The organism is Allobosea sp. 05T422_2 (assembly GCF_056396265.1).
The window spans coordinates 25,370-38,942 of record NZ_JBFTLD010000032.1 but is presented as its reverse complement, the minus strand read 5'-3'; the positions used below and the strand labels follow the sequence as shown (position 1 = coordinate 38,942).

11 protein-coding genes are annotated in these 13,573 nt (G+C 64.2%); 8 read left to right on the top strand and 3 right to left on the bottom strand.

The window, feature by feature from the left end; all coding sequences use genetic code 11:
- From AC1DJT_RS08740 to AC1DJT_RS08725, 4 genes are all read left to right on the top strand, one after another.
- Window positions 1-796: NAD(P)/FAD-dependent oxidoreductase (locus tag AC1DJT_RS08740; RefSeq protein WP_476833908.1), on the top strand; the 796-nt coding region annotated here is incomplete at its 5' end.
- 189 nt (window positions 797-985) lie between these two features.
- Window positions 986-2,128: a dipeptidase gene (locus AC1DJT_RS08735; protein ID WP_441506205.1), complete on the top strand. Its 1,143-nt coding sequence runs from the start codon at window positions 986-988 to the stop codon at window positions 2,126-2,128.
- Window positions 2,129-2,363: 235 nt separating this feature from the next.
- Window positions 2,364-4,247, top strand: a complete 1,884-nt coding sequence (locus AC1DJT_RS08730) for a methyl-accepting chemotaxis protein (RefSeq protein WP_441506206.1) — start codon at window positions 2,364-2,366, stop codon at window positions 4,245-4,247.
- Window positions 4,248-4,330: 83 nt separating this feature from the next.
- A complete protein-coding gene (locus AC1DJT_RS08725) occupies window positions 4,331-5,140 on the top strand; it encodes an RNA methyltransferase (protein WP_441506207.1) in 810 nt (269 codons plus the stop codon).
- A 79-nt stretch (window positions 5,141-5,219) separates the two neighbouring features.
- Here AC1DJT_RS08725 and AC1DJT_RS08720 read toward each other — a convergent pair whose 3' ends face one another.
- The gene (locus tag AC1DJT_RS08720; RefSeq protein ID WP_476770158.1) at window positions 5,220-7,430 is read right to left on the bottom strand and encodes a TonB-dependent hemoglobin/transferrin/lactoferrin family receptor; all 2,211 of its coding nucleotides are present in this window, start codon (window positions 7,428-7,430) and stop codon (window positions 5,220-5,222) included.
- A gap of 406 nt (window positions 7,431-7,836) precedes the next feature.
- On the opposite strand from AC1DJT_RS08720, the gene AC1DJT_RS08715 reads away from it, so the two are divergent.
- Window positions 7,837-9,156, top strand: coding sequence for a flavin monoamine oxidase family protein (locus AC1DJT_RS08715; RefSeq protein WP_441506209.1), 1,320 nt, complete (start codon window positions 7,837-7,839; stop codon window positions 9,154-9,156).
- On the opposite strand, the gene AC1DJT_RS08710 is transcribed toward AC1DJT_RS08715, so the two are convergent.
- On the bottom strand, window positions 9,153-10,085 hold the full coding sequence (locus AC1DJT_RS08710; protein WP_476770159.1) for a bifunctional helix-turn-helix transcriptional regulator/GNAT family N-acetyltransferase: 933 nt from the start codon (window positions 10,083-10,085) through the stop codon (window positions 9,153-9,155). The genes AC1DJT_RS08715 and AC1DJT_RS08710 overlap by 4 nt on opposite strands.
- 145 nt (window positions 10,086-10,230) lie before the next feature.
- Between AC1DJT_RS08710 and murI the strand changes: the two genes are divergently transcribed.
- Both murI and rpsD read left to right on the top strand, forming a co-directional pair.
- Window positions 10,231-11,100, top strand: a complete 870-nt coding sequence (murI, locus tag AC1DJT_RS08705; RefSeq protein WP_441506211.1) for a glutamate racemase — start codon at window positions 10,231-10,233, stop codon at window positions 11,098-11,100.
- 201 nt (window positions 11,101-11,301) lie between these two features.
- Window positions 11,302-11,919, top strand: coding sequence for a 30S ribosomal protein S4 (rpsD, locus tag AC1DJT_RS08700; protein ID WP_043237713.1), 618 nt, complete (start codon window positions 11,302-11,304; stop codon window positions 11,917-11,919).
- 183 nt (window positions 11,920-12,102) lie between these two features.
- Here rpsD and AC1DJT_RS08695 read toward each other — a convergent pair whose 3' ends face one another.
- Window positions 12,103-13,002, bottom strand: coding sequence for a heparin lyase I family protein (locus tag AC1DJT_RS08695; RefSeq protein WP_476769223.1), 900 nt, complete (start codon window positions 13,000-13,002; stop codon window positions 12,103-12,105).
- Between the two features lie 194 nt (window positions 13,003-13,196).
- Here AC1DJT_RS08695 and AC1DJT_RS08690 point away from each other — a divergent pair, with 194 nt between their 5' ends.
- Entirely contained in the window at window positions 13,197-13,379 is a 183-nt protein-coding gene (locus tag AC1DJT_RS08690) for a hypothetical protein (RefSeq protein ID WP_441506213.1), read from the top strand.
- The last annotated feature ends 194 nt before the right edge of the window (window positions 13,380-13,573 follow it).

Sequence of the window (13,573 nt, the reverse complement as noted above, 5' to 3'; positions counted from 1 at the left end):
GCTGGCCGAGGCGGCCAAGTGGAACAAGGAATTCGGGCTGAACTACCGCCCGCTCGATGTCGCGACGCTGCGAGCCGAGGAGCCCCATCTCGACCAGAGCCTGATCGGCGGCCTGCACTGGACCGACCCGGTCACGGTGATCGACCCGCTTGGCCTGTCGAAGGCCTATGTCGCTCTGTTCGAAAAGCTCGGCGGACAACTTGCGCAGGGCGATGCCGGCACGCTCGCGCAGGACGGCCAGGGTTGGAGCATCGCGCTCGCCGACGGCACCCGCGCCAGCGCACATGACGCAGTGATCGCGCTCGGCCCCTGGGCCGATGTCCTGACCAACCGGCTCGGCTACCACCTGCCACTCGCGGTCAAGCGCGGGTACCACATGCACTACAAGCCGCTCGGCAACGCCGTGCTGAACCACCCTGTCCTCGACACCGAGCGCGGCTATTTCCTGGCTCCGATGGTGAAGGGCATTCGGTTGACCACGGGCGCCGAGTTCGCGCTGCGCGACTCGCCAAAGACGCCGGTTCAGCTCGCTCGCGCAGAACCGATCGCCAAGACGCTGTTCCCGCTCGGCGAGCGGGTCGATGCCGAGCCCTGGCTCGGCAACCGCCCCTGCACGCCTGATATGATGCCGATCATCGGCCCGGCGCCGAAGCACCGCAATCTCTGGTTCTCGTTCGGTCATGCCCATCACGGGCTGACGCTGGCCGCAGTGACCGGGCGCATGGTTGCCGAGATGGTGACCGGCGAGAAGGTCTTCGTCGATCCTGCCCCGTTTGCACCGGCCCGTTTCACCTGAGGCGAAGATGCCGTCATTCCCGGGGGCGCTTGCCGCCGCCGGGAATTATGCTTCGCCAGGAGACCGGGTCAGGCTCGGGCCTGACGCCGCACGCACCAGACAGCGAGCCGGCATGCGTCATCGCCCCTCGCCTCGCCTGCAAAGCCCTGCCACGATCCCCACCGTTTCGAATCCCCTCCAAGGTGCGCCATGGCCCTCGCCAAAACTCCAGTCCAGGACAATGCCTATGCCGCGGCGCTCGCTCTGCTCGAGCGCGCCCCGCTGATCGACGGCCATAACGACCTGCCCTATGTGATCCGGCTCGATGCCAAGGCGAAGGGCGATGTCGCGGCCTATGACCTGACCAAGGTCCATCCCGAGACCGACACCGACATTCCGCGCATGCAGGCGGGCAAGCTTGCGGGCCAGTTCTTCGCAGCCTATGTCCCGCCGAACCACCCGAAGCCCGCCGGCTTCGCGCTGGCCCAGATCGCGCTGATGCAGAATGTACTAGCGAAGCATCCGAAGGTCTTCCGCCCGGGCCTCTCCGCCGCCGATGTCGAGGCTGCGAAGGCCGAGGGCAGGATCGCCCTGTTCATGACGATCGAGAACGGCTCGGCGATAGACAACGAGCTCGACGCCCTCGATGCTTATTCAGCCCTTGGCGTGCGCCTGATGACGCTCTGCCATAACGGCACGCATGACTGGTGCGATTCGGCGACCGATGCCCCGCGCCATAACGGGCTTTCCGCCTTCGGCAAGGACGTGGTCCGTCGCATGAACAGGCTCGGCATGATCGTCGACCTGGCCCATGTCTCGCCGAAGGTGATGCATGATGCGCTCGACGTCAGCAATGCGCCGCTCGTCTGGTCCCATTCGAACGCGTTCACGCTCTGCGACCACCCCCGCAACGTGCCTGACGATGTGCTCGATCGCGTCGCCGGGAACAACGGCATCGTCATGGCGACCTTCGTGCCTGACTTCATCAACCAGGCCTCGCGCGACTGGCACCGTCCCGCCAAGGACCAGTACGGCAAGACACCGGACGGCATGGACTACAAGAAGGCCGAGGCAGAGATCGTCGCCAAATCCGGCCCGCGCCCGACGGCGACGCTGGCGCAGTATTGCGACCATCTCGACTATCTCGCCAAGCGCATCGGCTACGACCATATCGGCATTGGCTCGGACTTCTTCGGCGGCACCGCGCCGGAAGGACTGGAGGACAACTCGACCTTCCCGGCCCTGATCGCCGAATTGATTCGCCGTGGCTGGTCGGAAGAGAACCTGGAGAAGCTCGCGGGCGGCAACATGCTTCGCGTGATGCGTGCTGTGGAGGCGGCGGCGGAGCGCTGAGGCGCTCCCCTGCCGTTTCGGGGTCCCGGCGGGGCCCGAAAGGACCAAAACAGGGCGCCGGCCATGCAGTTCAGGCCGCAAGAATACTTGCGCGGCTCATGGCCGGACCCCGCCTCCAAAGGTCTCGTACAGAAAACAAACGCGCGCCGATCGATCAATTTCAGCTTTCTTAACGCCGAAATGCCACGGAGCTGCGCAGCTCCAGCTGTTGCGAGCGCTTCGAGGGCCGATCAGCATGACGTTAGGTAATATTCGTATCAGCATCAAGATCGCAGCTGCGATGCTGATTGTCGGGTTGATTGGCGTGGCCGCGACGATTCTTGGCAGCGTGCAGTTGAGCAAAGTCGACAGCACTTATTCCGAGCTGATCAATTCGCGCAGCAAGGCGACGCTTGCCACAGCCCGTTCGGCGCGCGCCGCAAATGATATTCTGGCTCAGGCCTACAAGGTCATTGCCTATCCTCGCGAGACGGATGGTGCGCGCAATGCCCAGAGCCAGTTGCAGCGCTCCTATGGTCAGGCGCTCGAACTGCTGAAGGAGGGACAGTCCCACCTTCCGGAGCGGGCCGCCGAATACGATGCCCTGACCAAGCAGGTCACCGACATCAAGGTGGGCGTCGATCGCGCCCTCTATTACGGCGCCAATGACGAAAACGAACGGGCGTTGGCCGTGATGGACGAACTCGACGGCAAGCTCACCGCGGTCGTCCGCAACATCACCGATTTCAACAACATGCTCGGAAAGGATACCGAGACGACCAGCGCAAGGTTGAGCTCGGAGACTAAGCGCACCATCGCCATTGTCATCGGCGGCAGCCTGCTTGGCCTGTTGATTGGCCTGGGTGGTGCGATGTGGATGTCGGCGAAGAGCATCACCGGCCCCTTGGCCCGGTTGAAGGGCACGATGGAGCGGCTCGCCGCCAGCGATTTCGATGCCGAGATCGAGGGCCAGACGCGTCGCGATGAAGTCGGCGAAATGGCCCGGGCCGTGCTGATTTTTAAAGAAAACGGCCTCGAGATGCGCCGGCTCGAAGCTCAGACCACCGAGCAGGAACGCCTGACCGATGCAGAGCGTCGCCGCAACGAGGCAGAGCGCCAGCGCGTCGAGGCCGAGCGGGCGATGCTCGCTAGGGAACAGCAGCATGTCGTCGGGCTGCTCGCCGCTGGCCTGGAAATGCTCGCTCAGGGCGATCTGACCTACCGCATCGACGACAATGTCGCAGCCGACTATCTCAAGCTCCGCGACGACTTCAACCGCGCGGTGAACCGCCTCTCCGAGACCGTCGCGACGATCCAGACGACCTCGGTCGACGTCGCCAATGCCGCACGCGAGATCAATATGGGCGCCGACGACCTCTCGAAGCGCACCGAGGAGCAGGCCTCCTCGCTCGAGGAAACCGCCGCGACGACGGAAGAGCTCGCCGCATCCGTCAAGGCATCGGCCTTGTCGTCCCGCCAGGCCGTTCTGCTGGCCAACGAGGCGACCGAAGTTGCAGAGAAGGGCGGTGCGATCGTCACCGATGCCGTCGCCGCGATGGCGCGGATCGAGCAGGCCTCGCGCAAGATCTCGGATATCACGTCGGTGATCGACGAGATCGCCTTCCAGACGAACCTGCTTGCGCTCAACGCAGCCGTCGAGGCAGCCCGCGCCGGCGATGCCGGCAAGGGTTTTGCGGTGGTCGCCTCGGAGGTCCGCACCCTGGCCCAGCGCTCCTCGGAAGCGGCCAAGGACATCACCTCGCTGATCAGCGAATCGGGTGTCGAGGTCGCACAAGGTGTCGGACTGGTCCGTTCGGCCGGCGAGGCGCTCGGAAAGATTGTCGAAGCCTCGAAAAAGGTCTCCGCCACTGTCTCAGACATCTCCGCAGCCTCGGCCGAGCAGGCCAACGGCATCGATGAGATGAGCCAGACCGTCGCCCATATGGACGAGATGACCCAGCAGAACGCAGCCCTCGCCGAGGAGAGCGCCGCGTCGGCCAGCTCGCTCACCGGCCAGATCCAGCGCTTGAACGGCCTCGTCTCCAGCTTCCGGATCAAGGAAGAACGGATACCGCAGCAGCGCAGGATGGACACCAAGGTGGAGGCCGGGTTCGGCTTTGGCCTGCGCCGTAGCGCTTGACGCCGCTCTTGCCGCAGGCTGATAGGATCGGGCTTTCGAGCCCGGTCCCAGAACCGGGCGAGACCGATATCACAGAGTACCCGATGACCGGCTCAGGCACTGACCGCACCCGCCCCGCCACGCGAACCCCCGCCCCGGTCATCATTCTGGTCGAACCGCAAATGGCCGAGAACATCGGCATGAGCGCTCGCGCCATGGCGAATTTCGGCCTTTCCGAGATGCGACTCGTGGCCCCTCGCGATGGCTGGCCCGCCGGTGGAGGCCTCAAGAAGGGTGCAACCGCCGCAGCCTCCGGTGCGACCCATATCCTCGAGAATGCCCGGCTCTACCCTGACGCCGCCGCCGCGACGGCCGATCTCAATCATGTGCTCGCCACCACCGCCCGCGAACGCGGCCAGATGAAGCGCGTCTTCACGCCAGCCGAGGTGATGCCGTCCCTGGCCGAGCGTGTCGGCGGCGGCGAGCGCGTCGGCATCCTGTTCGGTCGCGAGCGCATCGGACTGACCAATGAAGAGATCTCGCTCGCCGACGCGATCCTGACCTTTCCCGTCAACCCGGCCTTCGCCTCGCTCAATCTCGCGCAGGCCGTGCTGCTGGCCGGCTACGAGTGGTTCAAGACGACGGATGGCGAGCCGCCCTTCCGCGAGAACAATCCCTCCCCGCCCGCGACTCGTGAGACGGTGTTTTCGATGTTCGGCTATCTCGAAGGCGAACTCGAGCGCTGCGGCTTCTTCCCGCCCGGCAAGAAGCCGGTCATGACCGCCAATCTGCGCGACATCCTGCATCGCCTGGAGATGACCGAGCAGGAGGCGCGCACCCTGCGCGGCGTGTTCAAATCCCTGGCGGAGGGGCCCCGACATCCGCGCCCGGTGAAAGCCCCCGAGGGCGAATAGACGTTCCCCTTCGTGACGAACCGGAAGGGCCGGAGCATCCCTGCCCGGCCCTTCTTGTTACTCCGCCCGCGGGGTGACTCTAGAACTGGTACTTCAACGTCGCCTTCACCGTGCGGCCCGGCTCGGTGTAGTAGTCGCGCGCCTGGGCAAGCGTGCCCGTCGGAACGTTGACCGCATCGAAGTACTTGCGGTCGAAGATGTTGTAGACGCCGACCTGCAGCTCGATATCGGCGAGCTTCGTCGGCCGCCACCACGCCGAAGCATTGAAGAGCGCATAGCCCGGAGCCTTGAAACCGGCATTCGTGCCGGTCGTTGCAGCGACGTCGTCACGTGCGGCAGCGAGCTTGGTCGAGACCTCGGCGCCCCAGATGTCTGTTCCATAGGCGATTGCGACGATACCCTGCATCGGCGGAATCGAGTTCAGGAACGTGTCGGTGTCCTTGTTCTGACCCCGGGTATAGGCGAAGGAGCCGCGCGCCAGCCAGTTCTCGGCGAAGGCATACTGGAAATTCGCCTCGACGCCCTGGATCTCGGCCCGCGCGACGTTCCGCGGCCCCTGAATGCCGCCCTGCGGATAGAGTGCATTCGGCGGCGCGATCTGCACGGTCTCGATGAAGTTGCGGTAATTGGTGTGAAAATATGTCACCGAACCACCGAAGGCCCGGTCACCGAAGCGGAAGCCGACATCGATGCCGTTGCTGGTTTCAGGGCGCAGCGTGGGATCGCCGATGCGCAGATAGGTCCCAACCGCCCCGAAGCGGCCATAGAGCTCACTTGCAGTCGGCGCGCGAAAACCCTTCGACCACTGCGCGAAAGCTGTAACATCCTTGAACATGCCGGCGTCCTTGAGGACGTCGTATTCAAGCCGCACCCGCGGCGACCAGGCGCTGTCACTGGAGGACGGCGGCAAGCCGACCGGGCTGGAGCCGCCATTGGTGTAGGCCGGCGTGTTCTGCGGCTTCTCCTCATACCAGTCGAACCGAACACCGGGCGTGAGGCGCAGGCGGTTGTCGAGCATGCCGATCTCGTCATACGCGAAAACGCCGATCGCATTGCCGTCGACCTTCGGCTGGTCGGCCTGATTGGTGTGCAGGTTGTTGCAGGCGGTGAAGGCGCCGGTATAGGGGCGGCGGCAATTGTCGACACCGGCCGAATACTGGTTCAGCGTCGTCGTGCGCAGTTCGGTGCCGAGCGTGATGCCGTGCGAGAAGATGCCAGTCTGGAAGCTCTTCACGACATGGCCGTTGAAGCCGAAGGCCTCCTGCTCGGTTTCGTTGTTGCGGGTATAGGGACCGATGACGCTGGTGAAGCGGTAGGCTGAGACCAGCGCGTTACGCTTGACGTTCTGCCAGTAGAGATTGGCGTGGGCCTCGTCGAGGAAGCCACCCGGCAGCTTGTAATCATAGGTCAGCGAGACGCGCTGACGCTCGACATCCTCGCCGGTGTCATAGTTTCCCGGGCGGAAATTGCCGGTGGGCGACACGGTCGAGGTGAGGACGTTGACCTTGTCCTCGCGCTTGAACAACTCGCCGGTAATGCCGAACCGGTGCACATCGTCGACATAGTGCTGGATCTTCGCGAGCAGCCCGTATTGCGTGAAATCCGTCGGGTTCGGCATCGTCCGGGTCGGTCCGATGCTGTCGATCGTCCCCCTGTTGCCTGTTTCATGCCCGTCGCGGAAACTACCCTGGAGCAGGAAATAGGTCTGCTGGAGCCGCGCCGCGACTGCGGCACTGCCGAACCAGGCCTCGTCGGTACTGTCATAGCCGGTCTTTGCGAGCGCACCGAACTGGCGGCCGCCCTTGATCAGGTCCTTGGGGTCGAGCGTTCGGACGGCAAGCACGCCCCCCAGAGCCCCGGAGCCGAGCACGCTGGCGCCGCTGCCGCCGCGCAGCAGGTCGAGCGTGGACAACGCATCGAAGTCGAAGGCGTTGGTCGAACTGCGATCGATCCGGGTGTCGGTCAGGAACGGCTGCCTGATGCCGTCGACCGTGGTCAGCACGCGCGGGCCATCGAGACCACGAATATTGATGCTGTTATTCTGGCGATTGAAGCTGATGCCCGCTTCGACCCGGTTGGCCAGGTCGGAAATGCTCTGGACCTGCTGCCTGTCGAGTTCTTCGCGGGTCGTGCGGGTCGTCGTCGGCCCGGCGATCAGCGGCGCACCACTGATTCCCTCCCCCTGCACGGTAATGGTGTCCAGAACGACGGGTCCCTCGGCCGATTGAGGAAAAACCGGCTGCTGTGCGGCCTGAACACGCTGCTGTGCACCAGCTTGTGACGCTGTCATCAACACAAGAACGCCAAGCGCCACGCCGCAACGCAGCCCGCCAGAATGCCCACCCATAGTCAGAACCCCGCCCCTGCCGGCGCTGCCAATGCATTGGATGCGCAGCCTGCAGTTTAAAATTGCTGAAAACTAAGCTTTATCAATTCAGTAAAGCCAGCACTCGATAGAAATAGAGTCGAATTCTGTCAATCGATTCTCAATCAAGGAAGTAACAATAGAATCCATCCAATGGAGAAGCGTTCTAATTTATATGTATTCTATACTGCAGACATCCCCCCGGAACTCAGCCCCGCTCGCGCCCTCCTCCCGATCTCGTGATTGCCGTGATCCGGCCGCAAAGCAGGTTGCGTATTGCAACGCACAAGCAGTCGCGCATCATGGCGCCAGACCGCTGCGGACATTGTTGATGATGCTCGACCGCCGGACCTTTCTCATGGGCTCAACTGCGCTCGCCGCAGCCGCTGCGGGCGCGCCCGGCCCTGCCTTGGCCGGCGATCTCGATGTCGTCGTCATCGGCGCAGGCGCAGCCGGAATCGCAGCCGCACGCGAACTGAAAGCGGCGGGACGCCAGGTCGTGATCATCGAGGCCCGCAACCGGGTCGGTGGCCGTGCCTTCACCGACACCTCGCTTGGCGCCGCCTACGACGCCGGCGCGATGTTCATCCACTGGGCGGAGCGAAATCCCTGGGTGAAGATCGCCGCCGATCTCGGTATCCCGACGCCGAATGAATCCTGGGGCGGCGGCTTCCAGGTTTTCGCCAACGGGCAACCGATGTCGGATGCCGAGCGGGTCAAACGGCGCGGTGCCTTCAGGCAAATCGACCGCAAGCTCGAAACCGTCGATATCTCGAAGCGCGATCTCTCGGTTGCCGAGCTGCTCGGAGACCTCGGCCCGGATATGACGCCCGTCGCCACCTCCGGGTTGCTGCTCTCGATCGGGGAGGAATCCGATCGCATCTCGGCGCGCGACTACCAACGCCTGTGGAGCGGCGACGATTTCGTCGTCCCTTCGGGCTACGGCAATCTTGTCGCGCGCCATGGCGAAGGGCTCGATATCCGCCTTGGCGAACCGGTCGAAGCCATTCGCTGGGACGGGCCCGGCGTCGAGATCACGACGCGCTCGGGAACGCTGAAGGCACGCGCCTGCATCGTCACCGTGCCGGTCGGCGTTCTGAAGGCCGGCGACATTCGCTTCACGCCTGCACTGCCTGCCCGAACCCGCGACGCCCTGAATGGAATCGGCATGGGCGCCCTCACCAAGATCGCGCTCAAGGTCGAGGGTGATCGCTTCGGCATCAAGCCCGGCATGAGCTATCTTGAAGCCGGTTCACCCAAGGCGATGATGAATGTCGACCTCTTCCCGGACGACAAGGACATCGTCATCGCCTATTGCGGCGGGGACTATGCGCGCGACCTTTCCCGCGCGGGAACCGCCGCCGCACGGGATCATGTGACCGAGCTTTTGGCCAAGATGGTCGGCGCGAGCTTTCGCAAGGCCGTCACCGGCGTGTCATTCCCCGCCTGGTGGACCGATCCGTTCTCGCATGGCTCCTATTCGGTATGCCGCCCCGGCTTCGAGGCGGCCCGGGACAGGCTTGCCGAGCCGATCGGCGGTCGCATCTGGATCGCGGGCGAGGCGACGGCCGGCGGCGGTGCGATGACGGTCGGCGGCGCGACCTTGGCGGGGCGGGCGGCGGCGGCGGCCGTGGCGCGGCTGAAGGCTTAGCGTCCCAGTTCCAGCTCCCAGTTCTGCCCCACCAGATCCTGCCCGAAGGAATGGTGCGCCTCCTCGGCGATGAGCCTGAAGCCGGCGGCAAGATAGATACCACGCGCAGCGTGCAGTATATCATTGGTCCACAGGATCATGCGCCGATAACCAGCCGATTGCGCGAAGCCGACCGCCTCCTGCACCAGCGCCTTGCCGAGACCGAGCCCCTGCCCGCGCTTCTCGACCAGCACGAGCCGAAGTTTGGCGACCTCGTCCGACTCTCGAACTACGAAGGCCGAGCCCACGGGCATCCCGTCCAGTTCCGCAATGAAGCAGCGCTCCTTGCCAGGCACGAAGTCCCGCAGGAATTTCGCCGCGATCTCCGCGACCAGCGCTTCGAAGCTGATGTCCCAGCCATAGTCTTCCGCATAGAGCCGGCCATGCGCCGATATCACCCAACCGATATCGCCGGGTCTGTGCTCGCGGATGAGCGGTTGCCACTTCCGCTCGCAGGCTCCTGACAATAGCCGCTCGGCGGTTCCCAGCGCCTCGACCAGATCCGCCTGTTCAGCCTGTCCGAGCCGCGCCAGAATCGAGCCGGCCTGATCGCGCGACGCTTCATCCAGCGGCCGAAAGGCGTCATGCCCCTCTCGCGTCAACAGCAGGTGCGAAGCCCGCCCGTCGTCGGGAGAACGCTCGCGTCTCAGCCAGCCGGCAGCAGCAAAGCCCTTGAGAATGCGGGAGAGATAGGCGGGATCGAGGGCAAGCTCGCGTGCCAACTCGCTTGCGAGCCAATCGTCACGTTGAGCCAACTCATAGAGCACGCGCGACTCGGCCAACGCGAAACCGGAGCCGTGCAGGCTGCCACCAAGTGCTCCAATCCAGCGCGTGTGGAAGCGGTTGAAGCGTCGGATCGCAGCGATCGCGGGGCTATCTGTGGCGGCCATGATGATCTCCGAGGATCAGGATCGTGCCAATTAGTGGACAGAGTCAATTAAATAGAATCATGGCGGCCAGGAGTTCCTTGACCACTCCTTAACCGGGCTCTGGCCCAATGAAGCGCTCATCCATCTCCTGTGCAGGCGCCGACGCATGCGGGTCGATCTTCTGGCCGGAACAGCCTATGGCGCAGCCGTGATGCCACGCCGCCAACCCACCATTCTGGTCTTCGATTCCGGGCTGGGCGGCCTGACAGTGCTGGCCGAAACCACGCGCGCCCGCCCGGACGCACGCATCGTCTACGCCGCCGATGACGCCGGCTTCCCCTATGGCCGGCTCAGCGAGGCGGAGCTTGTCGACCGCGTCCTGCAGGTCATGGAGCGGCTGATTGCGCGCTGTCATCCTGATCTTGTGGTGATCGCCTGCAACACCGCCTCGACTCTGGTGCTGCCGGCGCTGCGCGCCCGCTTCACCATCCCCTTCGTCGGCACCGTCCCGGCGATCAAGCCAGCAGCCGAGACCACCCGCAGCGGACTGATCTCGGTCCTGGCGACGCCTGGAACCGTCGCCCGCGACTATACGCGCGGCCTGATCGAGGCCTATGCGGCGCGCTGCGAGGTCACGCTGGTCGGCTCGACCGGCCTTGCCGGCCTCGCCGAAGCCGCGCTCAAGGGTGAAACGGTCGACGACGCGGCAATCCTTGCGGAACTCGAGCCCTGCTTCGTCGAACGCGACAGCGTACGGACCGACGTGATCACCCTCTCCTGCACGCATTATCCACTGCTGCTCGAACGCATGCGCCGGGTGGCACCGTGGTCCGTCAGCTGGATCGACCCTGCCCCGGCCATCGCCCGGCGGATTTCCCAATTGCTGGGCCCTGCGGCGCCCCCACCGTTCAGCGCGGCTGGCGACGCACCGGCGATCTTCACGAGCGGGGCCTGCATCAGCGGACCGCTGCGAATTGCCCTCGCGGGTTACGGGCTGTCCCAGGTCTTGATCGAGCCATTTCCACTGATGAACTGAGCAGCGATCCCCAGGCATAGCCCCAAGGGATTTGACTTGCGGGGGCTCCTGCGCCTATAGGGCTCTCGTCGCGCGGGTCCATCAGGGCCCGCGCGACTTTTTCCGCACCCGTGATCCGCTCGTCGAGAGCCGGATCTGTCGCCCTGGAAACGGGGACAGGAGGGCGCGGTCCTCAACTCGCGAACCAAGAGGACACGCGATATGTCGAAACGTCATGAGGCGAAATACAAGATTGACCGCCGCCTCGGTCAGAACATCTGGGGCCGCCCGAAGTCCCCGGTCAACCGTCGTGAATACGGCCCCGGCCAGCACGGCCAGCGCCGCAAGGGCAAGCCGTCGGACTTCGGCACGCAGCTGCGCGCCAAGCAGAAGCTGAAGGGCTATTACGGCTCGATCTCCGAGAAGCAGTTCCGTCGTTACTACGCCGAGGCGATCCGCCTGAAGGGCGACTCGGGTGAGAACCTCGTCGGCCTGCTCGAGCGCCGTCTCGACGCGGTGATCTACCGCGCCAAGTTCGTCCCGACGGTGTTTGCTGCTCGCCAGTTCGTCAACCACGGCCACGTCACGGTCAACGGCAAGCGCGTCAACATCGCGTCCTACCAGGTCAAGCCGGGTGACGTGATTGCGGTGAAGGAATCCTCCCGCCAGCTCGCCATCGTGATCGAATCGGCTGCGCTCGCCGAGCGCGACGTGCCGGACTACATCGATGCCGACCACACCAAGTTCTCGGCCACCTACACCCGCACCCCGACCCTGTCGGACGTGCCTTACGCGGTGCAGATGGAACCGAACCTGGTCATCGAGTTCTACTCGCGCTGATCCTGCATTGCAGGCTCGGGCTGCGAAGCTCCGATCGGAATCAGAAAAGGGCGGCTCTTCGGAGCCGCCCTTTTCAGTTCGAGCCCTCGGCAGGTGCGTCCCGCGGCCTGCCCAGACGGGCGCGCACGACGAATGGACCGGGCCGTCCGCGTACTGGTCCGCCGTCTTCCCCAAGCAGCGCCTTCAATCCGATGGGATATCGATACCGCTCCACGCCGGATGTCCGGCGGGGCTCCGGGTCCAGAAGGCGATGTCATTGAACTGGATGGTCTGCGAGACATCGGGCAAAGCATCGCGATAGATGCCGAAGCGCGGCTGCGCGTCGATGACCGGCTTGCCTGCCTTCGTCATGCCGTAGCGCGGATATCCGAGTACGCCGCGATAGGCTGGGCAGGCGCGCCCATCGAGCCAGAGCTGCAGATGGCTCTCACCGGCCTTCTGGCTCGGCCGTATCGAAACATTGACCCGGTGCCAGTGGCCCGGGGCGATTGGCCAGTCGCCACAGAAATGGACCTGCCCGACGCTGTCGCCACATGTCTCGGTGCCGGCACTCTTCGCGCGGAAGACCGGAGTCTTGCCGTCCGAATCCACCTCGATCTTGAAAAGCGGATTGCCGGGATCGCAGATCTCTTCTCCGCCCCTGCCCTTCTCGTAGCGCGGATCGATATTCTGCTTGATCTGCTGGATGACGGTGCGGTTCTTTCGTGTCAGCCACGGGGCCTCGACACGGAACTGAAAGCTGTACCAGGTCGTGGTATCGAAGCGGATGAGCTCGCGCGTCATCTGAATCTCGGCGCGCTCCGTCGCCGAGGAGCCAGGATCGGGATCATAGGCATCGCCCGGCTTGACGGTAACGCTGAGGACGCGCCCGCCATCTCCGGTCCCCTGTTCGCCGACGCATCGGATACGATCGGCACGAACCGATTTGTCCAGCAGCGACGAGATCTTCCAGTCCTCGGCCGCGATGCAGGCTGTCTCGAAATCCGCCTGGAACGCCGGAAGGACTTCCTCCGCGCGACCAAAGCCTGGGCAGAACAAGGACAGGGAGGCCAACCCCGCCGAGGCAAGAACGCGAAGAACCACGGCGTCTCTCATGCGTTGCCCCACCCCCCAGATCCCGCATGGAAGCTATCTCAACCTTGCGCGGGATCAACATGTTTGATCCCGCGGGATGGAAGCGGGGGAGCTACTACAGGCTCCGGTTCAGCGTTGCAGGATTGGCCGCAGGGCCTGAGCAAAACAGCAAAAGGAGCGGCCCGCAGGAGCCGCCCCCCTCTATGAAGCACGCCCAGATGGCCGCAGCGCCGCCGGATGATCCTTCGTCAGAGATGCGATCCGACCTCGTCGCGAAAGAAATAGCAGCCGAGCCCGACGCAGCCGATCAGGATCGAAAGACCATACGGGCCGAACAGGCAGAGTATGAAAACGAAGGCGATGAAAATCCTCATCAGCCAGTTTGACGATTGAGCCTTCATGAGACGCCCCTCTCACGAGATTTACTGAGAGGACCCTAGGCGCTCAAAAATGAACTCAATTTGAAGGATTATGGTAAACTCCCGTTTTTCATGACCGCGGTCGCCTCAACCTTCGCAATCCAGCTCTTCCGCATCGTCACCCGGACCGCCCCACCGACAGCAGCACAGAAAAAGGCGGC

Bases quoted from the DNA above. Each gene is read 5' to 3' on its own strand.
- AC1DJT_RS08735 (WP_441506205.1), top strand. From the start codon at position 986: ATGGCCCTCGCCAAAACTCCAGTCCAGGACAATGCCTATGCCGCGGCG.
- AC1DJT_RS08730 (WP_441506206.1), top strand. From the start codon at position 2,364: ATGACGTTAGGTAATATTCGTATCAGCATCAAGATCGCAGCTGCGATG.
- AC1DJT_RS08725 (WP_441506207.1), top strand. From the start codon at position 4,331: ATGACCGGCTCAGGCACTGACCGCACCCGCCCCGCCACGCGAACCCCC.
- AC1DJT_RS08720 (WP_476770158.1), bottom strand. From the start codon at position 7,430: ATGACAGCGTCACAAGCTGGTGCACAGCAGCGTGTTCAGGCCGCACAG.
- AC1DJT_RS08715 (WP_441506209.1), top strand. From the start codon at position 7,837: ATGATGCTCGACCGCCGGACCTTTCTCATGGGCTCAACTGCGCTCGCC.
- AC1DJT_RS08710 (WP_476770159.1), bottom strand. From the start codon at position 10,085: ATGGCCGCCACAGATAGCCCCGCGATCGCTGCGATCCGACGCTTCAAC.
- murI (WP_441506211.1), top strand. From the start codon at position 10,231: ATGCGGGTCGATCTTCTGGCCGGAACAGCCTATGGCGCAGCCGTGATG.
- rpsD (WP_043237713.1), top strand. From the start codon at position 11,302: ATGTCGAAACGTCATGAGGCGAAATACAAGATTGACCGCCGCCTCGGT.
- AC1DJT_RS08690 (WP_441506213.1), top strand. From the start codon at position 13,197: ATGAAGCACGCCCAGATGGCCGCAGCGCCGCCGGATGATCCTTCGTCA.